We start from the raw sequence: 26,910 nt of genomic DNA on the forward strand, positions 1-26,910 counted from the left end.
TTCATCGCGGCATAAAGCAGCTCGCCGCGCTCGCGCTCCACCAGCTGCATGATGCCCTTTTCGATGCCCATCAGCTCCAGAAAGCTGTCATCGGCCTGGGCGAACACATCGACGATGGCATTGCCGATGCCGACAACCTGATAGTTTTTCATGCAGTCTTTTCCTCGAATGGGCAAAGGTCGCGGATCAGACAATCCGCGCAACGGGGTTTGCGGGCGATGCAGATGTAGCGCCCGTGCAGGATCATCCAGTGATGCGCATGCTGCTGGAATTCTGCGGGGATGTGGTCTTCGATGGCGCGTTCGACGGTTTCCACGTCGCGGCCGGGGCAGATGCCGGTGCGGTTGCCCAGGCGGAAGATATGGGTGTCGACGGCCTGGGCCGGGATTTTCCACCACATGTTCAAGACGACATTGGCGGTCTTGCGACCCACGCCGGGCAGCGATTGCAGGGCGGCGCGGGAGGAAGGCACCTCGCCGCCATATTCGGCCACGAGGATTTCGGACAGGCGGATCACGTTCCTGGCCTTTTGGCGAAAAAGGCCGATGGTCTTGATCGCTTCGGTCAGGCCTTCAAGGCCAAGGTCGAGCATCTTTTGCGGCGTGTCCACGGTGGCGAACAGGGGGCGCGTCGCCTTGTTCACCCCGGCATCGGTGGCCTGCGCCGACAGGGCGACGGCGACCAGCAGGGTGAAGGCATTGGTATGGAACAGCTCGCCCTCCGGTTCGGCCTGTGCGGCGCGGAACCGGGTGAAGATCTGGTGGATCGTGTGATAATCAAGCTGCTTTGCCATGGCGCTTGTTAGCGCGGGCGGGCGGCGCTGCCAAGCAAAGGCGCAGATTTCGGGTCGAATGGCGCGCGCGGGCGGCCTAGATTGGGGCAAACAGGGTGCAGGTGCCGCGATGAATGACCTTTCGGAAGCCTATCATTACCGGGTGATTGCCCGGGCGCTGGCCGAGATTGATGCGGGCGGGCCGGGTCTGACGCTGGAGGGGCTGGCCGCGCGCATGGGGATGAGTGCGGCGCATTTCCAGCGGGTGTTTTCGCAATGGGTGGGGGTGAGCCCGAAAAGGTATCAGCAATATCTGGTGCTGGATCATGCGCGGCGCCTGTTGGCCGAGCGGCATACCGTGCTGGAGACCAGCCATGCCACCGGCCTATCGGGCGGCGGGCGGCTGCATGATCTGTTCGTGACATGGGAGGCGATGACGCCCGGCGATTACGCCAGGGGCGGCGAGGGGTTGGTGATTTACCGGGGGTGGTTCGACAGCCCCTTTGGACCGGCGCTGGTGATGGGCACGGCGCGGGGCTTGTGCGGCATGGGCTTTGCCGCCGAGCAGCCAGAGGCCGAGGTGCTGCAAGACCTTGTGGCGCGCTGGCCGAAAGCGCGGTTTGTGGAAGATGCGGCGATGTTGCGGCCTTGGGTGCTGGAGGCCTTTGGCGGCAAGGGGGCGGCGCTGCATCTGATGGGGGCGCCGTTCCAGATCAAGGTCTGGGAGGCGTTGCTGGCGATCCCCTCGGGCCATGTCACCACCTATGGCGATCTGGCGGGGGTGATCGGCCATCCGGCGGCGGTGCGGGCGGTGGGCACGGCGGTGGGGCGCAACCCGGTGGGGTTCCTGATCCCCTGCCACCGGGCCTTGCGCAAACGGGGGGGCTTGGGGGGCTATCACTGGGGCCTCGGCGTGAAGCGGGCGATGCTGGCCTGGGAGGCCGCGCGGGCGGAGGCGTGAGGGGGGGGCCTGTCCGTGGTCTTGGCCATCGCCAAGACCATGCGATGCCGGGTCACCATGGCCGCCGGTGGCCCCAAAGGCCGCCGGCCAGCACCCGCCCCCCGCAGGGCGGGTGCTTCGCCCCCGCCGGGGCGGGCACTGGCCTGTGATGCGCAGGCGGAAACGGTCTTGCGGGGCCTTGGGCGCTGCGGGCGGGAAAACGCGATGCGTTTTCTGATCCGCCCGATCCCGAGGCGCCGCCCCACACGGCACTGTGAACCCGCTGTAACCCGATGCGCGAAAACCTGCTGGCAGTGATGCAACCAATTCCGCCTTCCGGCGTTCACCGCTATGATGGATGCGAAGCCGGGTTCCGGCTCTTGTGCAAGAGGCATGACAGATGACCATGAAAACCTCCCTGATCTGCGGCGTGCTGGGCTTTGGCCTGCTGGCGGGCTGCGTGCAGGACCCCTACCAGTATGAAGACCCCAATGCCCGCGCCAAGGGCGGGGCGGTGATGGGGGGCCTGATCGGGGCCACCATCGGGGCAACCTCGGGCGGGGATGACCGGCTGGCCAAGGCCGTGATCGGCGGCGCATTGGGTGCGGCGGCAGGCGGGGCCATCGGCAATTCGCTGGATCAGCAGGCGGCAGAGCTGCGTCAGCAGCTGGGCGGCAATGCCAATGTTGTGAATACCGGCACCGGCATCAATGTGACCATGGGGCAGGATGTGCTGTTCGCCACCGACAGCTTCACCGTGCGCCCGGATCAGGCCTATAACCTGAGCGCCATTGCCCAGAACCTCGTGCGCTATCCCAACAGCCGGGTCGAGATCGTCGGCCATACCGACAGCGATGGCGACGCCGCCTATAACCAGTCGCTGTCCGAACGCCGCGCGGGCGCGGTGCGCGATGTGATCGCCTCGAACGGCGTGCCGAAGAGCCGCCTGTCGGCCTATGGCCGCGGCGAGAGCCAGCCCATCGCCTCGAACCTGACGGCGGCGGGCAAGCAGCAGAACCGCCGGGTCGAAATCTCGATCATCCCGCTGCGCTAAGCGCGGCAATTGCGGCAAGGCACCGGGGCGCGCGAGCCGATCGCGCGCCCTTTTGCTTGCCCTTTCGGCAGATCGGTCATAATTTTTGACCAACGCCGAGGATGCCATGCCGTTTGAAAAGATCACCTCCGAAAAGCTCTCACACACGGTCGCGCGGCAGATTGAACTGCTGATCCTGCGTGGCATCCTGCGCCCCGGCGAGCGGCTGCCCGCCGAGCGCGATCTGGCGGAACGCATGGGGGTTTCGCGCCCCTCGCTGCGCGAGGCGCTGGAAAGCCTGGAGGAAAAGGGCCTGCTGGTCACCCGGCCGGGCGCGGGCTGCTTTGTGGCCGATGTGCTGGGCAATGCCTTCGCTCCCGCGCTGGTCGAGCTGTTCTCGACCCATCAGGAGGCGGTGCAGGATTACATCGCCTTTCGCCGCGATCTGGAGGGGATGGCGGCAGATCGGGCCTCGCGGCTGGGATCGGCCACCGATCTGGAAGTGATCGACACCATCTTTCAAAAGATGGAGGCCGCGCATCAGAAGCGCGACCCCAGCGACGAGGCGGCTTTGGATGCGCAATTCCATATGGCGATCATCGAGGCGAGCCATAATGTCATCATGCTGCACATGATGCGCTCGATGTTCGATCTGCTCAAACAGGGGGTGTTCTACAATCGGCAGATGATGTTCCGCAACCGGATGACCCGCGACATGCTGCTGGATCAGCACCGCGCCATCAACGCCGCCATTCAGGCGCGCGACCCGCAGGCGGCGCGGGCGGCGGCGGCGGCGCATATGGATTATGTGGAACTGGCGCTGGCCGAACAGGCCAAAGCCGACCGGAACGAGGCGGTGGCGCGGCAGCGGATCGAGCATGAGCGCAGCCGCTGAGATACGCAGGCTGAAATACGAAGAAACCCCGGACCTCGCGGACCGGGGTTTTTTCATGCGTCAGGCAAGGCTGCCTCAGTGCAGCTTGGCGGCCACCTGGGCAATCGCGTCGTCGATGGTCGCCTGAGCGCCCTCGGTCGCGAATTGCTTGGCCAGCACGCTGGAGGCGGCAGAAACGGCCACATCCACGGCGCGCTCGCGCACTTCGCGGATGGCGCCAGCCTCGGCCGAAGCGATACGCTCCTCGGCAGCGGCCAGACGGCGGGCGATGGAGACCTTGAGGTCTTCCTTGGCCTGAGCGGCAGCAGATTGCGCCTCGGCCTTGGCAGCCGCGACGATCTGTTCCGATTGCGCCATCATCTCGGCCGACTTGCGCTCGTAGGAGGCAAGCAGGGCCTTGGCCTCTTCGCGCAGCGCCTTGGCCTCTTCCAGCTCGGCCTTGATCTGGGCGGCGCGGCCATCCAGCAAGGCGCCGATCTTGGCGGGAACCTTGGCGATCAACAGGATCGCGACGAAGGCGATGAAGGCCAGCGTCACGATGAAGTTGGAATTGCCGAGCGAGAAGAACGGGCCGGAAGCGGCCAGAGCGGGCGTCGCGGCCAGCGAAAGCATCAGGGGAAGCAGCTTTTTCATGGGCTTACCCTTTCACTTTCGCGGTGACAGCGGCGGTGATGCTGCGGGCATCGGCCTTGCCACCCAGAGCGGAAACCAGCTCTTTCGCGGTGTCTTTCGCCACTTCGGTCACGGCTTCCAGCGCACCGGCGCGGATCTCCGCGATCCGGCCCTCGGATTCCGCCGATTTGGCGGCGATTTGCACATCGGCCTTGGCGATCTCTTTGTCCAGCTCGGCCTGAATCTCGGCCTTGGTCTCGGCTGCGATCTTGCCAGCTTCGGCGCGCGCTTTATCCAGCGCGGCGAGATAGGCTTTCTCGGCGGCAAGCGCCTTCTGCTTCAGCTCTTCGGCTGCGGCGAGGTCGTTGGTGATGGTGCTGCTGCGATCGGCCAGAACCGCCCCGATGCGGGGCAGAGCCACAAAACGCAGCACAAGATAGATCACGACAAGCGCGACCAGCAGCCAGGTAATCTGGTTGCCCCAGGTCGACGTGTCGAGTTGCGGCATGCCAGCGGAGTGACCCGCCGCGCCCGCCGCCGCTTCATGCGCTTCGGTCGCCATTTCGTTTCCTTACCTTCGTCAAACACGTGGCCGGGGAGCAGAACGCCCGCCCGGCCATGAAGATGTGAGACGCGTCAGGATCAGACGGCGAACATCAGCAGCAGGGCGATCAGGAACGAGAAGATGCCCAGAGCTTCGGCGAAGGCGATGCCGACGAACAGGTTGGCGGTTTGCGAAGCAGCAGCCGAGGGGTTGCGCAGGGCGCCAGCCAGGAAGTTGCCGGCGATGTTGCCCACGCCGATGCCGGCGCCGCCCAGACCGATGGCCGCGAGGCCAGCACCGATGTATTTGCCCATGAGCGCGAGTTCGACCATTTTAAGTCTCCTTAGGTGGATAGTTCAAAGTTTCGGGTTGAGGGTTCGGACCTTAGTGGTGGGCGCCGCCCACCGCGTCTTTCAGGTAGACGCAGGTCAGAATGGTGAAAACGTAAGCCTGCACGACAGCGACCAGCAGTTCGAGGCCGTAGATCGCGGTCACGGCACCGACAGCGACCGGCGAGATGACGGCCATCGAGGCAAAGCCCGCGAAGACTTTCATCACGGCATGGCCTGCCATCAGGTTGCCGGCAAGACGAATGGAGTGGCTGACGGGGCGGACGAAATACGAGATGACTTCGATCACGGCCAGCACCGGGCGCAGGGCCAGCGGGGCCGAGGAGACCCAGAACATGCCCAGGAAGCCGAGGCCGTTCTTGGCCAGACCCAGCAGGGTGACGCCCAAGAATACCATCAGCGCCAGCGTCACGGTCACGGCCACATGGCTGGTGGTGGTGAAGCTGCCGGGGATCAGGCCAAGCAGGTTGGCAAACAGGATGAAGAGGAACAGGGTCATGACATAGGGGAAGTATTTCACCCCGTCATGGCCGGTCACGTCTTCGACCATCTTGTAGATGAAGCCATAGATCATCTCGCCGACCGACTGGATGCGCGACGGGATGATGGCGCGGCCGCGCGAGCCGAAGACCATCAGCGCCACGATGGCCAGCACGGTGGCGGCCATCCAGACGGTGACATTGGTGATTTCATACCACTCGATGTTCGTGGTGCAGTCGGCATGCGCGGCATCGCAGAAGAACCGCTTCACGATGAACTGGTCCATCGGGTGAATTGCAAAACCGGTCTCGGCCACGTCTGTCATCCTTCGGTTCCAGCGGAACGCTCCGCCTCTGTCTGCGCTTTCATGGCCTTCAGCTGGCGTTCCTGCATGTCTCGGGCGGTGCCGATGACGGTGCGGATGCCGGCCGCGAAGCCGAACAGGATGAAGATCACGAGGAAGATGGGTTTCGTGCTGAACGCCCAGTCCAGCCCGTAGCCGATGCTGCCCCCGATCATGATGCCGGATGTCAGCTCGATCACCATCCTCCAGGCGACCTCCGCCTGCGAGAAATCCTTGCCACGTCCAGCGGGTTTGGCCTGCGCCACCTTTGCCTTTTCCAGCTTCGCCTCGAGCGTGCGGAGCCGTTCGGCATCGGGTTCTTGCGCCATGGTTTACGCCCCCTGAACAGTTGCCGCGAACCTACGCAGGGGGCGGGGATGAGTCAAGCATCAGGAATTTATCCAAGCCCTTGATTTTCTTTGTTTTTGCAAATTTTCTTTTGCAGGTTTCGGGGGGTTTCGGCTGTCACGGGGGCGTGAGGCTCATTCAACCTTTCGGTTGACGATTGCCCCCTGCCCCGCCAAAGCTGCCGTCATGACCCCCGCGCCCGACCGCCTTTCGCCGATCTTTGCCGCCCTCGCCGATCCGACGCGGCGGGCGATCCTGGCGATGCTGCTGGAAGATGACATGGCGGTGACCGATGTGGCGGAGCCGTTCCAGATGTCGCTGGCGGCGATTTCCAAGCATCTGCAAGTGCTGGCCGAGGCGGGGCTGATCTCGCGCGAGAAGCGGGGCCGGGTGATCTGGTGCAAGCTGGAGCCGGACGCGCTGAAGGCGGCTTCGGTCTGGATGCAGGGGTTTGGCCAGTTCGAGCCGGTGGACCTCGACGCGCTGGAGCGGTTTCTGGAGGTGGAGCTGGCGGAAGGGCCGGAGGAGGCCTGAGGCGCAGATGGCCGAGGCCATTGCCGAGGTCATGCGGTGCCGTTTCCACATCGGGCCGTGGGCCCGAAGCCCACGGCCAGCGCCCGCCCTGCGGGGGGCGGGTGCTATCGCACCCACCGGGCGGGCGATGGCCTGCCGATCCCGGGCTGAAACGGTCTGACGGAACGGTTTCACACGGGCGGGGAAACGCCATGCGTTTCCTGATCCGCCCGCTTGAGGCCTTGGCCCAAAAGACGGGGGCCTGTGCGGCCCGCACCTTCAAAAAAGACGGGGGCCTGTGCGGCCCGCCGTTTCACGAAAGACGGGGGCCTGTGCGGCCCCCGGGCCCCCGCAGGATATTTGGGCCAAGATGAAGGCTGGCGCGCTTACAGCCCGTAAAGCGCGCCGAATTTGGCGTCGAGATAGTCGAGGAGCGGGGCCTCGGTCGGCTCGAAGCCGCAGGCCAGCGAGATGACGGCGCGGGGCTCGTGCAAGCCGCCATGGCGCTGCACCTTCTCGCGCAGCCAGCCGGTTGCGGCCGAGGTGTCGCCCCTGGCAAGCTGGTCGTCCAGCATGGGAATGTCGGCGCGCAGGGCCTGATGCAGGCAACCGGCATAGACATTGCCCAGCGTATAGGTCGGGAAATAGCCAAAGAGGCCGCAGGACCAATGCACATCCTGCAACAACCCATGGGCCGGGCGATCCACCGCCACGCCGAAATCGGCGAGGAAGCGGTCGTTCCACGCGGCCTCCAGACCCTCCACTTGCAGATCGCCCTTGATCAGCGCCCGCTCCAGGTCGAAGCGCATCATCACATGCAGGTTGTAATGCACCTCATCGGCCTCGGTGCGGATGAAGCCGGGCTGCACGCGGTTGGCGATGCGGGCAAAGTCTTCGGGGCTGCTCACGCCGAAATCGCCGAAACGGTCCAGCATCTGCCGGAACATCCAGCCGGTGAAGGCGGGGCTGCGGCCCAGCTGGTTCTCGTAGATGCGGCTTTGGCTTTCATGCACCCCCATCGAGACGCCATTGCCCAGGGGCGTCAGCAGGTAATCGGGGTCGATGCCCAGCTCGTAGCAGGCATGGCCGACCTCGTGGATGGTGGAGTAGAAGCAATTGAACGGGTCGGTCTCTACTGTGCGGGTGGTGATGCGCACGTCATTGCCCGAGCCGGAGCTGAACGGATGCACCGCCAGATCCAGCCGGCCACGCTCGAAATCATAGCCGAAGGCCAGCGCCAGATCGCGGGCGAAGCGCATCTGCGCCTCGGGGCCGAAACTGTGGGTCAGCCTGGGGGGCGCGGTTTTCTCCAGCACGGCGGCGCGCAGGCGCACAAGGCGCGGGCGCATCCGGTCGAACATGGCGCCGATGCTGGCGGCGGTGGCGCCGGGTTCATAATCGTCCATCAGCGCGTCATAAAGATCGCCACCTTGCGCCAGCGCCGCGGCCTCCTCGCGCTTCAGCGCGATCACCTCGGCCAGGGTGGGCAGGAAATCGGCCACTTTCTCGGCGGCGCGGGCCTCGGCCCAGATGCCCTGCGCGGTGGAGGTGACGCGGGCCAGCGTCTGCGCGAGGCTGGCCGGAATCTTGGTGGCGCGGGCATGGGCGCGGCGGATCAGCCGCAGCTGCGCGGCGGCCACGGCATCGGGGGCCTCGGCCCGGTCCAGCCATTCGGCGATGCGCGGATCGGTGCGGCGGGCATGCAGCACGCCCTCGATGGCCGACATCTCCTCGCCCCGCTGTTCAGCCGCGCCGCGCGGCATCATGGTTTCCTGATCCCAGCCCAGACGGCCCGCGATCTGGGCCAGCGCCTCGGTCTCGCGCTGGAAATCCATCAAGTCGGAGAAAGCACTCATCACTGGGTTCCTTTGCGGATCGACCCGGCCACCGGGTATTGAGACAGAAAACGGGCGCGCAGGATCAGCACCCAAAGCAGCACCGCACCAAGTTGGTGGGTGATCGCCACATGCAGATGCGCGGCGGTCAGCACGGTCACGATGCCAAGCGCCACTTGCACCAGCAACATGCACAGCACCGCCAGAAAGGCCGTGCGCGTGGTGCCATAGGCAGAGCGGCGACTTTTCACGAAGGCGAAAATGCCGAAGGCCAGCAGCAGATACCCGGCCATGCGGTGCAGGAATTGCACAAGGCCGGGGTTTTCAAAGAAGGCATGCCAGAGCGGCAGGCTGCCCCCGGCCCCGTCGGGCACATAGAAGGCATCCGCCGGGAAAAAGCTGCCGTTCATGTCGGGCCATGTCGGGAAGGCGCGGCCCGCATCAATGCCCGCGACCAGCGCGCCCAGCAGGATTTGCAGGAAGGCGAGATGCAAAAGCCCGGTGGCGAGGCCGTAAAGCCGCGCCTCGCGTCCGCGCCGGGCCTGCAAGAGCTGCGCCTCGGAGCGCGAGAGCGCCAGCACATACCAGGCGATCAGGCCCAGGATGAGGAAGGCGAGGCCCAGATGGGTGGCAAGGCGGTAGGAGGCCACATCGACCATCGTGCCCTTGAGGCCGGAGGAGACCATCCACCAGCCGATCGCGCCTTGCAGCCCGCCCAGGGCGCCAAGGCCCAGCAAGCGCCCGGTCCAGCCCGCCGGAATGCGTTTGGTGGCCCAGAAGGCGACGAAGCCCACCGCCCAGACGAGGCCGACCACGCGGCCCAGCTGGCGATGGCCCCATTCCCACCAGAAGATCGTCTTGAAGGCCTCCAGCGTCATGCCCTTGTTTTGCAGCTGATATTCCGGGCTGACCTGATATTTGGCAAATTCCTCGGCCCAGGCGGCCTCGCCCATGGGGGGGATGGCGCCGTGCAGGGGCTTCCATTCGGTGATGGAGAGGCCGCTATCGGTGAGGCGGGTGAGGCCGCCCACCAGGATCATCGCCGCCACCAGCACGAAAATCAGCGCCAGCCAGAGCCGGATCGCCCCGCGCGCGCCGGTGCCGCGATCAATCAGCCCCGGCTGCGGCGCGGGGGTCTGCGCCTTGTCGGTGACCTCCTGAAAGATGCTGCGTTTCGTGGCCATGGCGCCCTCCTTCGTTGCGGGCAGAGACTAGGCCGGGCGCAAGGCGGCTTCAAGGGATGGTATCATTGACATTACCGCTCCGAGCGCGGACCCTCGCGCGCAAAGCGTGAGGCAGGTATGCAGATCAATCTGAGTTTCGAGCGCCCCGAGGAGGGGCCGAAAAGCGGCCCGATTTCGGTGGGCTGGTTTCTGACATCCGACAAGGGCGCGGTGCTGTATGACCCGCCCGAGCGGGTGAGCTTTCGCCAGACCAACCGGACCCATGCCAAATCGGCCAGCCGCTGCCCCGGTGTCATCCAGCTGGAAAGCCGGTATTTCATGGTGAAATGCCCGTTCGACATCCATATCGGCTTTGGCCGCGACGAGAAGGGCAAGCCGCATCTGATCAACCGGGCGGGCAGCGCCTCGACCATCCGCGCCAACAAGCTGGGCGAGGTGCTGACGCTGGTGAACGAGGCGGAATGGCGCTACCCGGACCGGCCGACGATCCAGCTGGGCCTGCCCTACTGCTTCATCGCCGATGAGCTGGTCTATGTGACGCAGCTTTCGGCTTTCATGCATTACCGCCGCGACCCGCTGCCCGGCACGATCTTTGGCGGGCGCTTTCCGCTGAACATCTGGCCGCGCCCGCTGATGTGGGCGTTTGAATGGCACGAGCCGGAGAAGGACATCGTGCTGAAACGCGGCGAGCCGCTGTTTTATGTGCAGTTTGAAGGCGAAGGGCCAGAGCGCCCGGTGCAGGTGGTGGAGGCCGAGCGCACGCCCGAATTGCAGAAATATCTGGAACAGATCGGCGGCGTGGTGAATTACGTCAACCAGACCTTCGGCCTGTTCAAGGCAGCCGAGGCGCTGCGCCCGGCCAAGCTCTTGACGCCGAAGGTGCGGGAGTGAGCTGGCGCTCTTCGCTGGAGGTCTATGATCTGGCGAGCGGGCAAGTTCGCGTGATCTTGCGCACGGATCGGCTGATCGAGGCGCCGAACTGGCATCCCGAAGGCTGGTTTCTGGTGAATGGCGAAGGGCGGCTGTGGCGGGCGCGCCCCGCCGGGCTGGAACCCATCGCCACGCCCGAGGGGCTGGCTTGCAACAATGACCATGGCTTTCTGCCGGATGGGCGGATTGTGTTCTCGGCCCATCGGGGCTTGGGGGCGGAAATTCATGTGCTGGGCGAAGGGCTGCTGCTGCCCGAGCGGCCAAGCTGGTGGCATGGCGCTCGCAGGCACCGCATCGCCTATGCCTGCGCGCGGGGCGACCGGGTGGTGCGGGTGGCAGTGCGCGATCTGGACAGCGGCGTGGAGACGGTGCTGACCCCCGGCCCCGGCCATCACGATGGCCCGGATTTCGCGCCCGATGGCACGGTATGGTTCAACTCGGACGCCTCGGGGCACGCGCAGATCTGGCGGGTGGGGCCTGACGGGCCGGAGCAGGTCTTTGCGGATGCCCATGTGAACTGGTTCCCGCATCCCTCGCCCGATGGCGCATATGTGCTGTATCTCGCCTATCCGCCCGGCACCGAGGGCCACCCGCGTGATCTGGATGTGGCGCTGTGCCTGCGGGACACCGGGACCGGCGAGCGGCGGCGGGTGGTGGAGCTGTATGGCGGGCAAGGCAGCATCAACGTGCCGTGCTGGGCGCCGGATGGCCGCGCCTTTGCCTTCATGCGTTATGCGCCCGTGGCCTGAGGGGGCTGCGAAAATTCGTCGAATTTTCGGGGCGGGCTGAACCGGGGGCGCTGTTCGCCCCAGACCGAGACAAAGACCTCGGGCGCGGCGATATGTTCGGGGGTGAGGCCCACGATGCGCAGGCGCAGCGGCTCGGCCTCCTCCAGCCAGGGCGCCAGCATCGCGGTGGCGCGCGGCCCCAGATCGCCCAAGACCTGCCAGCGCCAGCGCGGCACCAGCCCCAGCAGGCGGCGCCGCATCCGGGCCATGACCTCTACCCGCCCCTCGGGCGTGACGCGCAACAGCGCCGGATCGTTCAGGCACAGGCCCGACCGCCCGACATGCACGCGCAATTCGTGCAGGCGTGCCTTGCCGAGGATGGGGCCGAACCGCGGGCTGGTCGCTTGGGGGAGGCTTTGGGGCATGGGTCTCTCCTGTCGGCGCAGACCATGACGGCAGCGTCGGGCGCGGCGCAAGCGAAAGCCCCCTGCCCCGCCGCACCATGGGGAGATGCCGCCGAAACCCGCCCCCCGCATCGGCGGCACAAGGCCGATGCGCGGGCCCCGCGCGATCTGCGCAAAATGTCGCGCAAAAATCCCGGACCAAAGCCGCCGACTGCCCTTGCGAGCGGGCGCCGATATGCACATCTTTCGCCTGAGGCCGCAGCGCCCGTGCCTTTTCAGGGCGGGCCAGATGCGGTGCCATACAGAGGAGAGAGCCGATGAATTTGGAGAAATTCACGGAACGGTCGCGCGGTTTCCTGCAAGCCGCCCAGACGATTGCGATGCGCGAAAGCCATCAGCGCGTCCTGCCCGAACATCTGCTGAAAGCGCTGATGGATGACGATCAGGGCCTGGCGGCCAATCTGATCCGCCGCGCCGGCGGCGAGCCCGCGCGCGTGATCGAGGCCGTGGAGGCGCTGGTCGCCAAACAGCCCAAGGTCTCGGGCGGGGACGGGCAATCCTACATCGACCCGAGCCTTGTGCGCGTGCTGGACGAGGCCGAAACGGTTGCCAAAAAGGCGGGCGACAGTTTCGTGCCGGTGGAGCGCCTGCTGACCGCCCTCGCGCTGGTGAACACCCGGGCGCGCGATGCGCTGAGCGCGGGCGCCGTGACGGCGCAGGGTCTCAATGCCGCGATCAATGACATCCGCAAGGGCCGCACCGCCGACAGCGCCTCGGCCGAGGATACGATGGAGGCCCTGAAGAAATATGCCCGCGACCTGACCGAGGCGGCGGCAGAGGGCAAGATCGACCCGATCATCGGCCGCGACGAGGAAATTCGCCGCGCCATGCAGGTTCTGTCGCGCCGCACCAAGAACAATCCGGTGCTGATCGGCGAGCCGGGCGTGGGCAAGACCGCGATTGCCGAGGGCCTCGCGCTGCGCATCGTCGATGGCGATGTGCCCGAATCCTTGCGCAACAAGAAGCTGATGGCGCTGGATATGGGGGCGCTGATCGCGGGGGCCAAATATCGCGGGGAATTCGAGGAACGTCTGAAGGCGATCCTGAAGGAAATCGAGACGGCGGCGGGCGAGATCATCCTGTTCATCGACGAGATGCACACGCTGGTCGGCGCGGGCAAATCCGATGGCGCGATGGATGCGGCGAACCTGATCAAACCGGCCTTGGCGCGGGGCGAATTGCATTGCGTCGGCGCCACCACGCTGGATGAATACCGCAAATATGTGGAGAAAGACCCGGCCTTGGCCCGGCGCTTCCAACCTGTGATGGTGGAAGAGCCGACGGTGGAGGACACGATCTCCATCCTGCGGGGCATCAAGGAGAAATATGAGCTGCACCATGGCGTGCGCATCAGCGACTCGGCGCTGGTGGCGGCGGCAACGCTGTCGCATCGCTATATCACCGACCGTTTCCTGCCCGACAAGGCGATCGACCTGATGGATGAGGCGGCGAGCCGCTTGCGCATGGAGGTGGACAGCAAGCCCGAGGAGCTGGACGCGCTGGACCGCCAGATCCTACAATTGCAGATCGAATCCGAGGCGCTGCGCCGTGAGGATGACGCGGCTTCCAAGGACCGCCTGGAGAAGCTGGAAAAGGAACTGGCTGATTTCAAACAGCAATCCGCCGCGATGACCGCCAAATGGCAGGCCGAGCGCGACACGCTGGAACAGGCGCGCGACCTGAAAGAGCAGCTGGACAGGGCACGGGCCGAGCTGGAGCAGGCCAAGCGCGAGGGCGATTTTGCCCGCGCGGGCGAGCTGCAATATGGCCGGATTCCGGGTCTGGAGAAATCGCTGGCCGAGGCCGAGGCGCGGCAGGGCGAGGCGCTGGTGGCCGAGGCCGTGCGCCCGGAACAGATCGCCGAGGTGGTGGAGCGCTGGACCGGCATTCCGACCACCAAGATGCTGGAGGGCGAGAAGGAAAAGCTCTTGCGCATGGAGGACGAGCTGGGCCGCCGCGTGGTGGGCCAACGCCCGGCGGTGGAGGCCGTGGCGCGCGCCGTGCGCCGCGCCCGTGCGGGCCTGAATGACGAGAACCGGCCGCTGGGCTCGTTCCTGTTCCTCGGGCCGACGGGTGTGGGCAAGACCGAACTGACCAAGGCTTTGGCCGAATATCTGTTCGATGATGAACAGGCCATGGTGCGCATCGACATGAGCGAATTCATGGAGAAACACGCGGTCAGCCGGTTGATCGGCGCCCCGCCCGGCTATGTCGGCTATGACGAGGGCGGCGTGCTGACCGAAGCCGTGCGGCGCAGGCCCTATCAGGTCGTGCTGTTCGACGAGGTGGAAAAGGCGCATCCGGATGTGTTCAACGTGCTGTTGCAAGTGCTGGATGACGGCATTCTGACCGATGGTCAGGGCCGCACCGTGGACTTCAAGCAGACGCTGATCATCCTGACCTCCAACCTTGGCGCGCGCGCCTTGAGCGAGTTGCCGGAGGGCGCGGATGTGACGGCGGCGAAGGCCGAGGTGATGGAGGCCGTGCGCGGGCATTTCCGGCCGGAATTCCTGAACCGTCTGGACGAGCAGGTGATCTTTGACCGGCTGAACCGGGGCGATATGGGCGGGATTGTCGAGATTCAGCTGAAACGGCTGGAAAAACGGCTGGCTGCGCGCAAGATCACCCTGGCGCTGGATGGAGAGGCGAAGGCCTGGCTGGCCGAGGAAGGCTATGATCCGGTCTTTGGCGCAAGGCCGCTGAAACGCGTGATCCAGCGCAATCTGCAAGACCCGCTTGCCGAGATGATCCTGGCGGGCGAGGTGCTGGATGGCAGCGAGGTGGTGGTGACCGCCGGGCCGAAGGGCCTGATCCTCGGGGATCGCATCATCCCCTCGGGGCGCGAAAAGCCCAGCGAGGCGCGGGTGCATTGAACCAGAAAGGGGGGCCGCGCGCCCCCTTTTTTTGGGCCGGGTGATGGTTAATGCGCTGTCACATCCGGCGTGCCATTCGTTAAAATCCTGTCACAAACCGGTCGCCGGGCTGTTACAGCGGCGCCGGTATATGGCGGCAAAAGCCCCAAAAAGGATTGCCCCCATGACCCGTTTTCCGCTGTGTCTGACCTCGGCGCTGGCGCTGGCCGCCGCGACTTCGGCGCAGGCCGAGCCGGTGTTCAACCGCATCGCCGCCTTTGCCACGCCGCAGAACATGGCGGCGGGCGAGGATCAGGCCCGCGCCACCAGTGCCGAGATCATCACCGCCACCGAGGACGGCCAGACGCTGATCTATTCCGACAGCCCGCTGGGCGTGCTGGGTCTGGTGGACATCACGGACCCGCGCGCGCCCAAACCCCTCGGCAATATCGCCATGGGAGGCGAGCCGACGACGGCGGTGGTGATTGGCGGGTTTGCCTTTGCCGGGGTGAACACCTCGGAAAGCAAGGCCGCCCCCTCGGGCAAGCTGGTGACGGTGGATCTGGCCACGCGCAAGGTGGTGGCGGAATGCGATCTGGGCGGCCAGCCGGATTCGGTGGCGCGCGCCAAGGATGGCAGCTTCCTCGCCGTGGCGATCGAGAACGAGCGCGACGAGGAGGTGAATGAGGGCGATCTGCCGCAGGCCCCCGCCGGTTTCGTGGTGAAACTGCCGGTCACGGGCGGCGCGGTGGATTGCGCGGGCCTGCAAAAGATCGCGCTGACCGGGTTGGCCGATGTGGCGGGCGATGACCCGGAACCGGAATTCCTTTCGGTCAATGACGCGGGCGAGATCGTGCTGACCTTGCAGGAAAACAATGCCTTGGTGGTGATTGGCGCCGATGGCCAGGTGGCCGCGCAGTTCAGCGCGGGCATGGTGGATCTGGACGGGATCGACACGAAAAAGGATGGCGTGCTGAATTTCACCGGCAAGATGGAGGGCATCGCGCGCGAGCCTGACGCGGTGGACTGGATCGACGCCGATCACTTTGTCACCGCCAATGAGGGCGACTGGAAGGGCGGCTCGCGCGGGTTCACCATCTGGAAGCGCGATGGCAGCGTGGTCTTCGACTCCGGCGCCAGCCTGGAACGCGAGATGGCGGCGCTTGGCCACTATCCCGACAAGCGCAACAAGAAGGGCGTGGAGCTGGAATCGGTGAAACTGGCCGATTTCGGCGGGCGGAAGCTGCTGTTCGTGGCGGCCGAGCGCGCCTCGCTGGTGGCGGTCTATGATCTGGCCGATCTGGCGGCGCCGAAGCTGCTGCAACTGCTGCCCTCGGGCATCAGCCCGGAAGGCATCGTGGCGATCCCCGAGCGCAACCTGCTGGTCACGGCCAATGAGGCCGATCTGCGCGAGGACGGCCTCGCCCCCGCCCATGTGATGATTTACGAATTGCAAGATGCGCCAATGGCTTACCCGACGATTACCAGCGCAGGGACCGAGCCGCTGCTGGGCTGGGCTGCGCTGTCGGCCTTGGCGGCGGACCCGGCGCAACCGGGGATGCTGTTTGCGGCCTCGGATTCCGTCCTGTCGGGCGCACCGTCGATCTACACGATTGACGCCACGCAGAAACCGGCGAGGATCACCGGCGCCATCCCGGTGACGCGCGGCGGCGCCCCGGCACAGCTTTTGGATATTGAGGGCATCACCCCCGATGGCGAGGGCGGGTTCTGGATCGCCAGCGAAGGCCGCAGCGACCGGATGGTGCCGCATGGCATCCTGCGGGTGGATGGGACAGGCGCGATCACCGAGACCATCGGCCTGCCGGCCGAGCTGTCGGCGCAGGAAACCCGCTTTGGCTTTGAGGGCATCGCGGTGCAGGGCGACCGGCTGTGGCTGGCGGTGCAGCGCGAATGGCGCGATGACCCGAAGGGCATGGTCAAGCTGGTGAGCTATGACCTGAAGGATGAAAGCTGGGGCGCGGTGCATTACCCGCTGGATGCGCCCGGCGATGGCGCCTGGATGGGGCTTTCGGAAATCACGCTGCATGGCGATTGGGCCTATCTGCTGGAGCGTGACAATCAGGTGGCAGAGAAGGCGGCCACGAAAAAGCTGTATCGTGTGGCGCTGGCCGATCTGAAACCCGCCGCCCTGGGTGGCCCTTTGCCGGTGGTGAAGAAGGCGCTGGTGCGCGACCTTCTGCCCGATCTGAAGGCCGGAAACGGCTATGTGCTGGACAAGGTGGAAGGTTTTGCCATCGACGCCGCCGGTGAAGGTTTTGTCGTCACCGATAATGACGGGGTGGATGACAGCTCGGGCGAGACGCTGTTCTGGTCCATCGGCAAGATGGAGTGAGCGGCGAAGGCCCCGGTTCAGGCCGGGGCCTTGCACGCTTCACAGCGGTTTCACCATGCGATGCACGGTATGGGTGCGGCTGCCATAGGCGCGGTCGGGGAAGGTCTGTTCGGGGGTGAAGCCCTCGCGGCGCCAGAAGGCGCGGCCCTTGGGGTTGGCCTCCAGCGCGGCGATGAGAAGCCGGGTGGCGCCCCGGGCGCGGGCGCGGGCCTCGATCTCGCGCAGCAGCCGGGCGCCATGGCCCGCGCCGCGCAGGGCGGGGTTGAAGATCATCAGGCCGATATAGGCGTCGCGGGGATCGGGCCAGCCAAAGGCGGCATCGGCCTTGCCCAGAAGGCGCCCGCCCGCGAAAAGGCCCAGTCGCAGGCTGGTGGCGGGGTCGATGCCGGGGGGCGCATCGGTGAAGAATTCCTCGGTCAGCGTCTCGGGATCGGCGGGGCCGCGTTCCAGGGCGGTGTAATCGGCTGCGGCGGTGAACAGCGCCACCACGGCGGCGCGGTCGGCCTGGGGGTCAAGGTCGCGGATTGTCACCTCAGTCATGGGGCACCTCGATGCGCAGGATTTCCAGCGTGACCGCGCCGGAGGGGCGGCGCCATGTCACCAGATCGCCCGGCTGGGCGCCCAGGAGGGCGCGGGCGAGCGGCGATTGCGGGGCGATGCGGCCAAGGCGGCCATCGGCCTCATCCTCGCCGGTGATGTCATAGCGGCTTTCCTGCCCCTCCGCATCGGCCACGGTCACGCGATGGCCGAAGGCGACGGTGCCGGGCGGGTGGGTTGCCGGGTCGATCAGGATCGCGCTGCGCAGCCGGGCCTCAAGATAGCGGATGTCGCGCTCGGCGGCGGCCTCGGGCAGTTTGTCCAGCCGGTCGGGGCGGGCGCGCAGGGCGCCAAGGCGGGTTTGCGCGGCGAGAAGCCGGGCTTGCAGCGCCGCCAGACCGCGCGGGGTGACGAGGTTGGGATGGGGCGAGACCGGCAGATCGGGCAAGGGCGCCAGATCATCGGTATCTTCCTTGACGAAGGCGCGGCTCATCGGATGATCGGCTCCAGCGGGTCGTAAAGGATGCCCTGTCCCCATGCGGCGGCGGGCAGGCTGTCGGGTTTGAAGCGGATGCCCGCCATCTCGGCCTGCGAGAAGAACCGCCGCTCGGTCACCACCCCTTCGGGGTCGCGCCAGCCGGGGCTGAGGGCGCCTGCGGTGATGGTGCAGCGGAAATAGAGGTCGACCTGATGGAAGCTGCCGCCGGGATCGTGAAATTCATTGACCAGCGCCGGGTCGCCCACGGTGACGGTGAGGCCGGTTTCCTCCTGCACCTCGCGGGCGAGGTTTTCGGGCAGCGAGGTGCCGCGCTCGACCCCGCCGCCGGGGGCGCACCACAGGTCGGAGACGCCGCCGCCCCAGGCATTGACCAGCAAAAGCCGGTTTTCATGCAGGATCAAGGCGCGGACGGCGAGGCGGGGACCGGGAATTTTCATGCCGCCACCCTTGCCCAAGGCGCAGGTCTTGTCCATCTGATGTTGCATGAGATGGTGCCTGTTGCCCCTGCTGCTGATCCCCGCCCCCGCGCTGGCCGATTGCGTGGTGTTGCTGCATGGGCTGGCGCGCAGCGAGGCCTCGCTGGTGGCGATGGAGGCGGCCTTGCAGGCGCAGGGCTACAGCGTGGTGAACGAGGGCTACCCCTCGACCCGGGCGCCGATTGCCGATCTGGCGCCGCGCGTGGGGGCGGCGGTGGCGCAATGCGGGGCGCAAAAGGTGCATTTTGTCACGCATTCCATGGGGGGCATCCTGCTGCGGGCCTGGATGCAGGATCATGACCTGCCGCAGATGGGCCGCGCGGTGATGCTGGCGCCGCCGAACCACGGGTCGGAGATCGTGGATACGCTGGGCGGGATCGCGCCCTTCGACTGGGTGAATGGCCCGGCCGGGGCCGAGCTGGGCACCGAGGCCGGATCGGTGCCGCAGGCCCTGCCCGCCCCGCGTTTCGAGCTGGGGGTGATTGCGGGCAACCGGTCGCTGAACCCGGTTTATTCCTCGATGATCGCGGGGGCGGATGACGGCAAGGTTTCGGTCACCTCGACCCGCGTGGCGGGGATGAAGGATCACCTGACCCTGCCAGTGACCCATACCTTCATGATGCTGAACCCCGAGGTCATCGCCCAGACCATCCTGTTCCTGCAAAACGGCCGGTTTGACCCCGCCTTGCCCTATGCGCGGGCGGTGGAGATCAGCCTGGGCGCAAAGCCGTGACGCGGTTTCGGCAATTGACATGCGCCTTGGCTCACGGCAATATTTCCTCATGTGGAGGCGGCGCAACGCCCCTTGACCTGAGCAGGAGCTTGGTCTGACTTGCAGTAAACCTGCAAGTTCCGCATGCCGGATCGCGAAGCCACGAAAAATCGGGTCTCGTGCGAGCAGTCGCTTCCAGCCGGGGGGCACCTTACGGTGTCGCACATTCGCTTCTCACGAAGTTGAATGGAGCATGATTGCCATGAGCAATATCAAAAGCTTGCGTCGCGCCAAAATGACCCTTCAGGGTGGGCGCTGTTACTATTGCGACCTTCCGATGTGGGAGGCAGAGCTGTGCGCCGTGCCAGGCAGGAGACGCGCAAAGGCCCTTCGATGCACTGCGGAACACCTTCAGCCACGCAGTGAAGGCGGCAGGGACAGAAGCGACAACATCGTCGCAGCCTGCCAGTTCTGCAACGCCGCCCGGCACAAGTGCAAAACCCCCAGACAGCCGGACGCGCATCGCGCCCATGTGCGCAAGCGCATGAGGCAAGGGCGCTGGTTGTCGGCCTTGCGCCACAGCGAAGCCCCGGCGCCCCTGCCCGGATGACGGGGGCTTGCCTGCCCCCCAACTCCGCGCTTTCCAAAAGCGGCATTTTCCTGTATGCGCGGCGCATCTGCGACGTGTGGCCCATCCCCCGGGCGCGTGCATCAGGATGGGGGGAGGCGGCAATGGGGCCGCGACATAACGGGAGACACGGGATGGGCCCGTGTGCGCTCCCATGAGGATGATAGATGTTCCATATCACGAAAAAGTCGATCCAGTGGGGCGATGAGACGCTGACGCTGGAAACCGGCAAGGTTGCGCGTCAGGCGGATGGCTCGGTCATCGCCACGCTGGGCGAAACCAGCGTCATGGCCAACGTGACCTTCGCCAAGCAGCCGAAGCCCGGTCAGGACTTCTTCCCGCTGACTGTGCATTACCAAGAGAAATACTATGCCGCCGGTAAAATTCCGGGCGGCTTTTTCAAGCGCGAGGCGCGTCCTTCGGAGAAGGAAACGCTGGTCTCGCGTCTGATCGACCGTCCCTGCCGCCCGCTGTTCGTGGAAGGCTTCAAGAACGAAGTGCTGGTCATGGCGACCGTGCTGTCCTGCGATCTGGTGAATGATCCCGATATCGTGGCGATGATCGCGGCCTCGGCGGCGCTGACCATTTCGGGCGTGCCCTTCATGGGCCCGATTGGTGCTGCGCGCGTGGGCTTTGCCAATGGCGAATACCTGCTGAACCCGTCGATGGACGACATGACGCAGCTGCGCAAGAACCCCGAGCAGCGTCTGGATCTGGTCATCGCCGGCACCAAGACCGCCGTGATGATGGTGGAATCGGAAGCCTATGAGCTGACCGAGGACGAGATGCTGGGCGCCGTGAAATTCGGCCATGACGCGATGCAGCCGGTGATCGACCTGATCCTCGACTTCGCCGAAGACAGCGCCAAGGAGCCCTTCGATTTCTCGCCCCCCGATTACGCCGATCTTTATGCGCGTGTGAAAGCGGCAGGCGAGGCGCAGATGCGCGCCGCCTTCGCGATCAAGGACAAGCAAGACCGCACCAATGCCATCGGCGCGGCCGTGGCGGCGATCAAGGGCGCGCTGTCGGAGGAAGATCTGGCCGATGCGAACCTCGGTTCGGCGATCAAGAAGCTGGAATCGGGCATTCTGCGCGGTGACATCATCAATGGTGGCGCCCGGATCGACGGCCGCGACACCAAGACCGTGCGTCAGATCGTGGCGGAAACCGGCGTGCTGACCCGTGCGCATGGCTCGGCCCTGTTCACCCGTGGCGAGACGCAAGGGCTTGTGGTCACCACGCTGGGCACCGGCGAGGATGAGCAGATCATCGACGCGCTGAACGGCAATTACCGCTCCAACTTCCTGCTGCATTACAACTTCCCCCCCTATTCGGTGGGCGAAGTGGGCCGCGTGGGCAGCCCCGGCCGTCGCGAGATCGGCCATGGCAAGCTGGCATGGCGCGCGCTGCAAGCCGTGCTGCCGGCGCCGACCGATTTCCCCTATACCATTCGCGTGGTGTCGGAGATCACGGAATCGAACGGCTCTTCGTCGATGGCTTCGGTCTGCGGCGGGTCGCTGTCGATGATGGATGCGGGCGTGCCGCTGAAGGCGCCGGTGGCCGGTGTGGCCATGGGTCTGATCCTGGAAGATGATGGCCGCTGGGCCGTGCTGACCGATATTCTGGGCGACGAAGATCACCTCGGCGACATGGATTTCAAGGTGGCGGGCACCGAGGCTGGCATCACCACGATGCAGATGGACATCAAGGTCGCGGGCATCACGCCCGAGATCATGGCGCAGGCGCTGGCTCAGGCCAAGGATGGCCGTCTGCACATCCTGTCCGAAATGAACAAGGCGCTGTCGGCCCCGCAGGGCTTCAGCGAATATGCCCCGAAGATCGAGACGCTGAGCATCCCGACCGACAAGATCCGCGAAGTGATCGGATCGGGCGGCAAGGTGATCCGCGAGATCGTGGAAGTTTCGGGCGCCAAGGTCGACATCAATGATGACGGCGTGATCAAGATCGCGTCTTCGTCGGCGGAGGCGATCAAGAAGGCCTATGACATGATCTGGTCGATCGTGGCAGAGCCGGAAGAGGGCCAGATCTACATCGGCAAGGTGGTGAAGCTGGTCGATTTCGGCGCCTTCGTGAACTTCTTCGGCAAGCGCGATGGTCTGGTGCATGTGAGCCAGATCGCCAACAAGCGTCTGAACCACCCGAACGAGATCCTGAAAGAGGGTCAAGAGGTGAAGGTGAAGCTCTTGGGCTTTGACGATCGCGGCAAGGTGCGCCTTGGCATGAAGATGGTCGACCAAGAGACCGGCGAGGAAATCGCCCCCGAGAAGAAAGAGCGCGAGGAAGCAGCCGAGGGCTGATACCTTTCGACGTGCAGACAGGAAGGCCCCGGGGGAAACCCCGGGGCCTTTTTGCGTTTCTCCCGCTCCCATGGCCGAGGCCATCGCCGAGGTCATGTTGAAACCTGGGCCAGGTTTGGGCCGGTGGCCCAAAGCCACCGGCCAGCGCCCGCCCTGCGGGGGGCGGGTGCTTCACACCCGCCGGGCGGGCTCTGGCCTCTGGTCTGCTGGTTGAGCCGGTCTTGCGGCGGCGTGGTCACGTCGGGCGGGGAAACGCGGTGCGTTTCCTGATCCGCCCGCTTGCAATGGTCTCGGGCAGGCGGAGTCACCAGGCAGTTTCAACCGACGACCGAGAGGCCGGTGCCCGCCCGGCGGAAGCGAAGCGCCCGCCGCCCGGAGGGCGGGCGCTGGCCGTTGGCTTCGGGCCAACGGGCCGATGTGGACAGGGCACCGCATGACCTCGGCAATGGCCTCGGCCAAATGCTGTTACAACATCCGGTCCGCGCTCGCCTCGAACAGGCTGCGGGCATAGGCGGTCTGCATCTGCGCCGCCGCCAGGGCTGCGCGGGGCAGTTCCTCCACGGCGCGGCCCTGCTGCATCACCAGCACCCGGTCGCACATGTGATCGACCACGGCAAGATCGTGGCTGACCATCAGGAAGGTCAGCCCGCGCTCGGCCCGCAACCGCGCCAGCAGGTTCAGCACCTCGGCCTGCACGCTGGCATCCAGCGCAGAGGTCGGCTCGTCCAGCAGCAGGATCTCCGGCTCCAGCATCAGCGCCCGCGCAATCGCCACCCGCTGCCGCTGCCCGCCCGAAAGCTGATGCGGATAGCGGAAGCGAAAGCTGGTGGGCAGCCCCACCTGCTCCAGCGCCTGCACCACCCGGCGGTCGGCATCGCCGATCCCGTGAATGGCCAGCGGCTCGGACAGCGTGCGGTCCAGCGTGTGACGCGGATGCAGGCTGGCATAGGGGTCTTGAAACACCATCTGCACCCGGGCGGCAAAGCGGCGGTCACGCCGCAGCACCTCGCCGCCAATGCGGATGCTGCCCGATGACACCGGCGCCAGCCCGCAGATCGCCCGCAGGATGGTGGATTTGCCCGAACCGCTTTCCCCCACCAGCCCATAGCTTTCGCGCGCGCCGACCGAGAGGCTCACCCCCTCCACCGCGCGCACGCCGCCCGGAAACACCACCGAGAGGTTTTCAATGTCGATCAAGCCCATGTCAGCGCGCCCATTCTGCATTGCGGTCCAAGCCCGGCAGCGGGCCCCGGTCGCCGCCGATGCGCGGCAGACAGTTCAGCAGGCCCTGGGTATAGGGGTGCCGCGCCTGCAACAGATCGCCCGCCGCCAGCTCCTCCACCACCCGGCCCTTATACATCACCAGCACCCGGTCGCAGAACCGCGCCACCAGCCGCAGATCATGGCTGATGAAGATCAGCCCCATGCCCCGCTCGCGCACCAGACCATCCAGAATCTTCAAGACCTCCGCCTGCACGGTGACATCCAAGGCGCTGGTCGGCTCGTCGGCAATCAGCAGATCGGGGTTGGGGATCAGCATCATGGCGATCATCACGCGCTGCCCCATGCCGCCCGAAAGCTCGTGCGGATAGGCCTCCATCACCCGCGCGGGGTCGCGGATCTGCACCGCCTCCAGCGCGGCAATGGCCTTGGCCCGCGCCGCAGCCGCGCCCATCCGGTCGCGCTGGCGCAGGCCCTCCATCAGCTGCGCCCCCACTTTCATCACCGGGTTCAGGCTGTATTTCGGGTCTTGCATCACCATGGCGATGCGCGGGCCGCGCAAGGCGCGCATCTGCCGCTCGGACAGCTTCATCAGGTCTTGCCCGTCAAACAGCATCGCATCGGCCTCGATCCGCCCCGGCGGGCGGATCAGCCGCAGGACGGAACGCCCGGTCATGGTCTTGCCTGAGCCGCTTTCGCCCACGATCCCCAGCCGCTCGCGCCCGAGGCTGAACGAGACGCCGCGCACCGCCTCTACCCGCCCGGCCTCGGTGTCGAAGGTTACGCGCAGGTTTTGCACCGAAAGAAGGGTCATTTGCCGCTGCTCCTTGGGTCCAGCACGTCGCGCAAACCATCGCCCAGCAGGTTGAACCCCAGCGAGACGATGAAGATGGCAAGGCCCGGCATGGTGGCGACCCACCATTGCTCGAACAGGTATTTGCGGCCCGCCGAGATCATCAGCCCCCATTCCGAAAGGGGCGGCTGCGCACCAAGGCCCAGAAAGCCCAGACCGGCGGCAATCAGGATCACCCCGGCCATGTCCAGCGTGACGCGGATGATGACCGAGGGCAGGCACATCGGCACCACATGGCCCCAGATGATGCGGGGCGCGCTGGCGCCTTGCAGGCGGATGGCGGCGATGTAATCGGCATTGCGCACGGTCAGGGTTTCGGCGCGGGCCACGCGGGCATAGGGCGGCCAGGCGGTGAGGGCGATGGCCAGCACGGCATTCTCGATCCCCGGCCCCAGCACGGCCACCAAAGCCAGCGCCAGAATCAGCCGCGGGAAGGCCAGAAAGATGTCGGTCAGCCGCATCAGCACCGCATCGACCCAGCCGCCGAAATAGCCCGCCACCGTGCCGATGATCAGGCCCAGCACCGGCGCCGTCACCGCCACCAGCGCAATCACCGCCAGCGTGATGCGCGCGCCATAAAGGATGCGGCTGAGAATATCGCGCCCGAAATCATCGGTGCCCAGCCAATGCCCCGCCGTGCCGGGCGGCATCAGCCGGTTTTGCAGGTTCTGTGCGATGGGGTCATGCGGCGCGAGCCAGGGGGCAAAAGCCGCCACCACCAGCAACAGCCCGATGATCACCAGCCCCGCCATGGCAAGCGGGTTGCGGCGCAGGCGCAGCCAGCCCAGATAAGCCTGCCCCAGCCTGGCCTGTCTGCGCGAAGCCGGGTTGGGGTCGCGCAGCCATTCGATCACGGTCATGGCTTACCTCGCGCGCGGATCGACCAGCTTGTAGAGCAGGTCGGACAGAAGGTTCAGCGTGACAAAAGCCACGCCCACGACAATGGTGCCGCCCAGCACGGCGGGCATGTCATTGCGGCCCAAGGCCTCGGTGATATAGCTGCCAAGGCCGGGCCAGGCGAAGATCGTCTCGGTCAGCTCCGAGCCTTCCAGCAGATAGGCATAGCTGAGCGCGATCACCGTGATCAGCGGCACCAGCACATTGCGCATCGCATGCACCCAGACCACGCGCCATTCCGGCATGCCCTTCACCCGGGCGGTGGTGATATATTCCTGCCCCAGCTCGTTCATCATGAAGCTGCGGGTCATCCGGCTGATATAGGCCATGGAGACATAGCCCAGCAAAGCGGCGGGCAGGATGATATGCGACAGCGCATTGCCGAACATCTCCCATTGCCCGGCCAGCGCGGTATCCAGCAGGATCATGCCGCTGCGGCTCATCCCCTCCATCTCGAACTGCATGTCATAGATGGCATCCAGCCGCCCCGGCCCGCCGACCCAATCCAGAATGCCGTAAAACAGCAAAAGCCCGATCAGCCCCAGCCAGAAGACCGGCATGGAATAGCCCATGAGGCCGACCAGCCGCACGATCTGGTCGGCGAGGCTGCCGGGCCTTGTGGCGGCCAGCACGCCCGCAGGCACCCCGGCCAGCACGCCCAGAATGGTGGCCAGCGTCGCCAGCTCCAGCGTGGCGGGAAAGGCGCGGCTGACCGCCTGCAACACCGGCTCGCCCGAGCCGATGGAGGTGCCCAGATCGCCTTGCAGCACGTTCCAGACATAGATCAGGAATTGCTGCCACATCGGCTTGTCCAGCCCCAGCGCGATGCGCGCCTCCTCGATCTGCGCCTCCGAGGCGCGCTGCCCCATGATCGACAGCACCGGGTCAATGGGCACGACGCGGCTGATGATGAAGGTGACCAGCAACAGGCCCAGCAGGGTCAGCGCCAGCGACAGCAGCGCGCCGAACAGGCCGCGCAGCCGCGCAAGCCAGGGCGAGGGGGCGGAAAGGGCGGGGGTGGACAGCGGGGCCATGGGAAAGCTGCGCCCCCGGCGGTCGGGCCGGGGGCGCCTGTCCTTACTTGGTGACCAGCCAATAGGCCGCGCTGTCGATCGCGCCGCCGGTATAGAAGGCGTTCACATTGCTGCGCATGGCCGAGTTGTAGCCGATCTGGAACATGACGATGAAGGGCGAGGTGGTGCGGTGCTGCTGTTGCAGCTCCTGATACATCGCCGCGCGCTTGTCGCCGTCGCGCTCCATCACCGCCGCCGCCGTCATGTCATTCAGCGGGCCGGGATCATAGGTGTTGCGCCAGGCCAGCGTGCCGGTGGAGGCATCATCGGCATTGTTGTCATTCCAGGCGAAAGAGCCCGCATTGGTCTGCGGATCGGGGTAATCCGGGCCCCAGCTTTGCAGCGTCGCATCATGCTGGCGCGCGCGATAGCGCTTCAACTGCTCGGCCCCTTCGCCGATGTTCAGCTCCACCGTGATGCCCACCTGCCCGAACGTGTTCTGGATCGACTGCGCCATTTCCATGCGGTCGGTGGCATTGCGCACATCCATCACGATCTTCGGATCGCTCACGCCGCTTTC

The 26,910-nt window shown here is 65.9% G+C and carries 28 protein-coding genes and 1 pseudogene; 11 read left to right on the plus strand and 18 right to left on the minus strand.

Annotated elements, in window-relative coordinates:
• Together JNN06_RS02320 and nth are read right to left on the minus strand one after the other, a co-directional pair.
• Positions 1–152, minus strand: a pseudogene (locus JNN06_RS02320) (adenosine kinase); the annotation flags it as partial.
• Positions 149–793: an endonuclease III gene (gene nth, locus JNN06_RS02325; protein WP_291237986.1), complete on the minus strand. Its 645-nt coding sequence runs from the start codon at positions 791–793 to the stop codon at positions 149–151. The pseudogene JNN06_RS02320 and the gene nth, both read right to left, overlap by 4 nt.
• A 109-nt stretch (positions 794–902) precedes the next feature.
• On the opposite strand from nth, the gene JNN06_RS02330 reads away from it, so the two are divergent.
• From JNN06_RS02330 to JNN06_RS02340, 3 genes are all read left to right on the plus strand, one after another.
• Entirely contained in the window at positions 903–1,733 is an 831-nt protein-coding gene (locus tag JNN06_RS02330) for a methylated-DNA--[protein]-cysteine S-methyltransferase (protein ID WP_291237987.1), read from the plus strand.
• 385 nt (positions 1,734–2,118) lie between these two features.
• Entirely contained in the window at positions 2,119–2,766 is a 648-nt protein-coding gene (locus JNN06_RS02335; RefSeq protein ID WP_291237988.1) for an OmpA family protein, read from the plus strand.
• Between the two features lie 106 nt (positions 2,767–2,872).
• On the plus strand, positions 2,873–3,640 hold the full coding sequence (locus tag JNN06_RS02340) for an FCD domain-containing protein (RefSeq protein ID WP_291238010.1): 768 nt from the start codon (positions 2,873–2,875) through the stop codon (positions 3,638–3,640).
• Between the two features lie 75 nt (positions 3,641–3,715).
• On the opposite strand, the gene JNN06_RS02345 is transcribed toward JNN06_RS02340, so the two are convergent.
• From JNN06_RS02345 to JNN06_RS02365, 5 genes are all read right to left on the minus strand, one after another.
• Complete coding sequence (locus JNN06_RS02345) at positions 3,716–4,273, minus strand: ATP F0F1 synthase subunit B (RefSeq protein ID WP_291237989.1); 558 nt, start codon at positions 4,271–4,273, stop codon at positions 3,716–3,718.
• Between the two features lie 4 nt (positions 4,274–4,277).
• On the minus strand, positions 4,278–4,814 hold the full coding sequence (locus JNN06_RS02350; RefSeq protein ID WP_291237990.1) for a F0F1 ATP synthase subunit B': 537 nt from the start codon (positions 4,812–4,814) through the stop codon (positions 4,278–4,280).
• A gap of 80 nt (positions 4,815–4,894) precedes the next feature.
• Complete coding sequence (locus tag JNN06_RS02355; RefSeq protein WP_054300836.1) at positions 4,895–5,128, minus strand: F0F1 ATP synthase subunit C; 234 nt, start codon at positions 5,126–5,128, stop codon at positions 4,895–4,897.
• Positions 5,129–5,180: 52 nt separating this feature from the next.
• Positions 5,181–5,951: a F0F1 ATP synthase subunit A gene (locus tag JNN06_RS02360; RefSeq protein WP_291237991.1), complete on the minus strand. Its 771-nt coding sequence runs from the start codon at positions 5,949–5,951 to the stop codon at positions 5,181–5,183.
• Positions 5,948–6,298 (minus strand): AtpZ/AtpI family protein, encoded by a 351-nt coding sequence (locus JNN06_RS02365; protein ID WP_291237992.1) that lies wholly within the window; start codon positions 6,296–6,298, stop codon positions 5,948–5,950. Before JNN06_RS02365 ends, JNN06_RS02360 begins: the two co-directional genes overlap by 4 nt.
• Before the next feature lie 205 nt (positions 6,299–6,503).
• Here JNN06_RS02365 and JNN06_RS02370 point away from each other — a divergent pair, with 205 nt between their 5' ends.
• Entirely contained in the window at positions 6,504–6,851 is a 348-nt protein-coding gene (locus tag JNN06_RS02370; protein ID WP_291237993.1) for a metalloregulator ArsR/SmtB family transcription factor, read from the plus strand.
• A 365-nt stretch (positions 6,852–7,216) separates the two neighbouring features.
• On the opposite strand, the gene JNN06_RS02375 is transcribed toward JNN06_RS02370, so the two are convergent.
• Together JNN06_RS02375 and ctaA are read right to left on the minus strand one after the other, a co-directional pair.
• The gene (locus tag JNN06_RS02375) at positions 7,217–8,686 is read right to left on the minus strand and encodes a carboxypeptidase M32 (RefSeq protein WP_291237994.1); all 1,470 of its coding nucleotides are present in this window, start codon (positions 8,684–8,686) and stop codon (positions 7,217–7,219) included.
• A complete protein-coding gene (gene ctaA / locus JNN06_RS02380; protein WP_291237995.1) occupies positions 8,686–9,849 on the minus strand; it encodes a heme A synthase in 1,164 nt (387 codons plus the stop codon). The genes JNN06_RS02375 and ctaA overlap by 1 nt, the downstream gene beginning before the upstream one ends.
• Before the next feature lie 117 nt (positions 9,850–9,966).
• On the opposite strand from ctaA, the gene JNN06_RS02385 reads away from it, so the two are divergent.
• Together JNN06_RS02385 and JNN06_RS02390 are read left to right on the plus strand one after the other, a co-directional pair.
• Positions 9,967–10,740 carry a hypothetical protein gene (locus tag JNN06_RS02385; protein ID WP_291237996.1) on the plus strand — a complete coding sequence of 258 codons (774 nt, stop codon included), beginning with the start codon at positions 9,967–9,969 and terminating at the stop codon, positions 10,738–10,740.
• The gene (locus JNN06_RS02390; protein WP_291237997.1) at positions 10,737–11,528 is read left to right on the plus strand and encodes a hypothetical protein; all 792 of its coding nucleotides are present in this window, start codon (positions 10,737–10,739) and stop codon (positions 11,526–11,528) included. The genes JNN06_RS02385 and JNN06_RS02390 overlap by 4 nt, the downstream gene beginning before the upstream one ends.
• Here JNN06_RS02390 and JNN06_RS02395 read toward each other — a convergent pair.
• Positions 11,510–11,932 carry a hypothetical protein gene (locus JNN06_RS02395; protein WP_291237998.1) on the minus strand — a complete coding sequence of 141 codons (423 nt, stop codon included), beginning with the start codon at positions 11,930–11,932 and terminating at the stop codon, positions 11,510–11,512. The two genes, JNN06_RS02390 and JNN06_RS02395, sit on opposite strands and share 19 nt — an antisense overlap.
• A 296-nt stretch (positions 11,933–12,228) precedes the next feature.
• Between JNN06_RS02395 and clpB the strand changes: the two genes are divergently transcribed.
• Both clpB and JNN06_RS02405 read left to right on the plus strand, forming a co-directional pair.
• Entirely contained in the window at positions 12,229–14,844 is a 2,616-nt protein-coding gene (gene clpB / locus JNN06_RS02400) for an ATP-dependent chaperone ClpB (protein ID WP_291237999.1), read from the plus strand.
• A gap of 163 nt (positions 14,845–15,007) precedes the next feature.
• Positions 15,008–17,176, plus strand: a complete 2,169-nt coding sequence (locus JNN06_RS02405) for an esterase-like activity of phytase family protein (RefSeq protein WP_291238000.1) — start codon at positions 15,008–15,010, stop codon at positions 17,174–17,176.
• A 39-nt stretch (positions 17,177–17,215) separates the two neighbouring features.
• On the opposite strand, the gene JNN06_RS02410 is transcribed toward JNN06_RS02405, so the two are convergent.
• The 3 genes from JNN06_RS02410 to JNN06_RS02420 are packed head-to-tail and all read right to left on the minus strand — an operon-like array spanning position 17,216 to position 18,649.
• Entirely contained in the window at positions 17,216–17,716 is a 501-nt protein-coding gene (locus JNN06_RS02410; protein WP_291238001.1) for a GNAT family N-acetyltransferase, read from the minus strand.
• Positions 17,709–18,206, minus strand: a complete 498-nt coding sequence (locus JNN06_RS02415) for a GreA/GreB family elongation factor (RefSeq protein ID WP_291238002.1) — start codon at positions 18,204–18,206, stop codon at positions 17,709–17,711. The genes JNN06_RS02410 and JNN06_RS02415 overlap by 8 nt, the downstream gene beginning before the upstream one ends.
• The gene (locus JNN06_RS02420; protein ID WP_291238011.1) at positions 18,203–18,649 is read right to left on the minus strand and encodes an NUDIX hydrolase; all 447 of its coding nucleotides are present in this window, start codon (positions 18,647–18,649) and stop codon (positions 18,203–18,205) included. The genes JNN06_RS02415 and JNN06_RS02420 overlap by 4 nt, the downstream gene beginning before the upstream one ends.
• 46 nt (positions 18,650–18,695) lie before the next feature.
• On the opposite strand from JNN06_RS02420, the gene JNN06_RS02425 reads away from it, so the two are divergent.
• The 3 genes from JNN06_RS02425 (at position 18,696) to pnp (ending at position 22,346) form a co-directional block, all read left to right on the plus strand.
• Positions 18,696–19,421 (plus strand): alpha/beta hydrolase, encoded by a 726-nt coding sequence (locus tag JNN06_RS02425; protein ID WP_291238003.1) that lies wholly within the window; start codon positions 18,696–18,698, stop codon positions 19,419–19,421.
• A 316-nt stretch (positions 19,422–19,737) separates the two neighbouring features.
• The gene (locus tag JNN06_RS17630; RefSeq protein WP_366812351.1) at positions 19,738–20,010 is read left to right on the plus strand and encodes an HNH endonuclease; all 273 of its coding nucleotides are present in this window, start codon (positions 19,738–19,740) and stop codon (positions 20,008–20,010) included.
• A 185-nt stretch (positions 20,011–20,195) separates the two neighbouring features.
• The gene (pnp, locus tag JNN06_RS02430) at positions 20,196–22,346 is read left to right on the plus strand and encodes a polyribonucleotide nucleotidyltransferase (RefSeq protein ID WP_291238004.1); all 2,151 of its coding nucleotides are present in this window, start codon (positions 20,196–20,198) and stop codon (positions 22,344–22,346) included.
• A 465-nt stretch (positions 22,347–22,811) separates the two neighbouring features.
• Here pnp and JNN06_RS02435 read toward each other — a convergent pair whose 3' ends face one another.
• From JNN06_RS02435 to JNN06_RS02455, 5 genes are all read right to left on the minus strand, one after another.
• Positions 22,812–23,549 carry an ABC transporter ATP-binding protein gene (locus JNN06_RS02435; RefSeq protein ID WP_291238005.1) on the minus strand — a complete coding sequence of 246 codons (738 nt, stop codon included), beginning with the start codon at positions 23,547–23,549 and terminating at the stop codon, positions 22,812–22,814.
• Between the two features lies 1 nt (position 23,550).
• Positions 23,551–24,381 carry an ABC transporter ATP-binding protein gene (locus tag JNN06_RS02440; RefSeq protein WP_291238006.1) on the minus strand — a complete coding sequence of 277 codons (831 nt, stop codon included), beginning with the start codon at positions 24,379–24,381 and terminating at the stop codon, positions 23,551–23,553.
• Positions 24,378–25,280: a nickel transporter permease gene (gene nikC, locus JNN06_RS02445; protein ID WP_291238007.1), complete on the minus strand. Its 903-nt coding sequence runs from the start codon at positions 25,278–25,280 to the stop codon at positions 24,378–24,380. Before nikC ends, JNN06_RS02440 begins: the two co-directional genes overlap by 4 nt.
• A gap of 3 nt (positions 25,281–25,283) precedes the next feature.
• Complete coding sequence (locus JNN06_RS02450; RefSeq protein ID WP_291238008.1) at positions 25,284–26,351, minus strand: ABC transporter permease; 1,068 nt, start codon at positions 26,349–26,351, stop codon at positions 25,284–25,286.
• Positions 26,352–26,394: 43 nt separating this feature from the next.
• Positions 26,395–26,910 (minus strand): ABC transporter substrate-binding protein (locus JNN06_RS02455; RefSeq protein ID WP_291238009.1); only part of this gene is annotated, 516 nt, incomplete at its 5' end.

Origin of the sequence: Gemmobacter sp., assembly GCF_016792925.1 — a bacterium.
Taxonomy (GTDB): Bacteria; Pseudomonadota; Alphaproteobacteria; order Rhodobacterales; family Rhodobacteraceae; genus Gemmobacter.

Excerpts from the sequence above, each read along its gene's own strand:
- JNN06_RS02335 (WP_291237988.1), top strand. The coding sequence starts at position 2,119 with ATGAAAACCTCCCTGATCTGCGGCGTGCTGGGCTTTGGCCTGCTGGCG.
- JNN06_RS02440 (WP_291238006.1), bottom strand. The coding sequence starts at position 24,381 with ATGACCCTTCTTTCGGTGCAAAACCTGCGCGTAACCTTCGACACCGAG.
- JNN06_RS02420 (WP_291238011.1), bottom strand. The coding sequence starts at position 18,649 with ATGAAAATTCCCGGTCCCCGCCTCGCCGTCCGCGCCTTGATCCTGCAT.
- JNN06_RS02365 (WP_291237992.1), bottom strand. The coding sequence starts at position 6,298 with ATGGCGCAAGAACCCGATGCCGAACGGCTCCGCACGCTCGAGGCGAAG.
- JNN06_RS02330 (WP_291237987.1), top strand. The coding sequence starts at position 903 with ATGAATGACCTTTCGGAAGCCTATCATTACCGGGTGATTGCCCGGGCG.
- JNN06_RS02340 (WP_291238010.1), top strand. The coding sequence starts at position 2,873 with ATGCCGTTTGAAAAGATCACCTCCGAAAAGCTCTCACACACGGTCGCG.
- JNN06_RS02415 (WP_291238002.1), bottom strand. The coding sequence starts at position 18,206 with ATGAGCCGCGCCTTCGTCAAGGAAGATACCGATGATCTGGCGCCCTTG.
- JNN06_RS02350 (WP_291237990.1), bottom strand. The coding sequence starts at position 4,814 with ATGGCGACCGAAGCGCATGAAGCGGCGGCGGGCGCGGCGGGTCACTCC.
- pnp (WP_291238004.1), top strand. The coding sequence starts at position 20,196 with ATGTTCCATATCACGAAAAAGTCGATCCAGTGGGGCGATGAGACGCTG.
- JNN06_RS02435 (WP_291238005.1), bottom strand. The coding sequence starts at position 23,549 with ATGGGCTTGATCGACATTGAAAACCTCTCGGTGGTGTTTCCGGGCGGC.
- JNN06_RS02395 (WP_291237998.1), bottom strand. The coding sequence starts at position 11,932 with ATGCCCCAAAGCCTCCCCCAAGCGACCAGCCCGCGGTTCGGCCCCATC.
- JNN06_RS02450 (WP_291238008.1), bottom strand. The coding sequence starts at position 26,351 with ATGGCCCCGCTGTCCACCCCCGCCCTTTCCGCCCCCTCGCCCTGGCTT.
- JNN06_RS02385 (WP_291237996.1), top strand. The coding sequence starts at position 9,967 with ATGCAGATCAATCTGAGTTTCGAGCGCCCCGAGGAGGGGCCGAAAAGC.
- JNN06_RS02405 (WP_291238000.1), top strand. The coding sequence starts at position 15,008 with ATGACCCGTTTTCCGCTGTGTCTGACCTCGGCGCTGGCGCTGGCCGCC.
- JNN06_RS17630 (WP_366812351.1), top strand. The coding sequence starts at position 19,738 with ATGTGGGAGGCAGAGCTGTGCGCCGTGCCAGGCAGGAGACGCGCAAAG.
- ctaA (WP_291237995.1), bottom strand. The coding sequence starts at position 9,849 with ATGGCCACGAAACGCAGCATCTTTCAGGAGGTCACCGACAAGGCGCAG.
- JNN06_RS02410 (WP_291238001.1), bottom strand. The coding sequence starts at position 17,716 with ATGACTGAGGTGACAATCCGCGACCTTGACCCCCAGGCCGACCGCGCC.
- nikC (WP_291238007.1), bottom strand. The coding sequence starts at position 25,280 with ATGACCGTGATCGAATGGCTGCGCGACCCCAACCCGGCTTCGCGCAGA.
- nth (WP_291237986.1), bottom strand. The coding sequence starts at position 793 with ATGGCAAAGCAGCTTGATTATCACACGATCCACCAGATCTTCACCCGG.
- JNN06_RS02355 (WP_054300836.1), bottom strand. The coding sequence starts at position 5,128 with ATGGTCGAACTCGCGCTCATGGGCAAATACATCGGTGCTGGCCTCGCG.
- JNN06_RS02370 (WP_291237993.1), top strand. The coding sequence starts at position 6,504 with ATGACCCCCGCGCCCGACCGCCTTTCGCCGATCTTTGCCGCCCTCGCC.
- JNN06_RS02375 (WP_291237994.1), bottom strand. The coding sequence starts at position 8,686 with ATGAGTGCTTTCTCCGACTTGATGGATTTCCAGCGCGAGACCGAGGCG.
- JNN06_RS02345 (WP_291237989.1), bottom strand. The coding sequence starts at position 4,273 with ATGAAAAAGCTGCTTCCCCTGATGCTTTCGCTGGCCGCGACGCCCGCT.
- JNN06_RS02360 (WP_291237991.1), bottom strand. The coding sequence starts at position 5,951 with ATGACAGACGTGGCCGAGACCGGTTTTGCAATTCACCCGATGGACCAG.
- clpB (WP_291237999.1), top strand. The coding sequence starts at position 12,229 with ATGAATTTGGAGAAATTCACGGAACGGTCGCGCGGTTTCCTGCAAGCC.
- JNN06_RS02425 (WP_291238003.1), top strand. The coding sequence starts at position 18,696 with ATGAGATGGTGCCTGTTGCCCCTGCTGCTGATCCCCGCCCCCGCGCTG.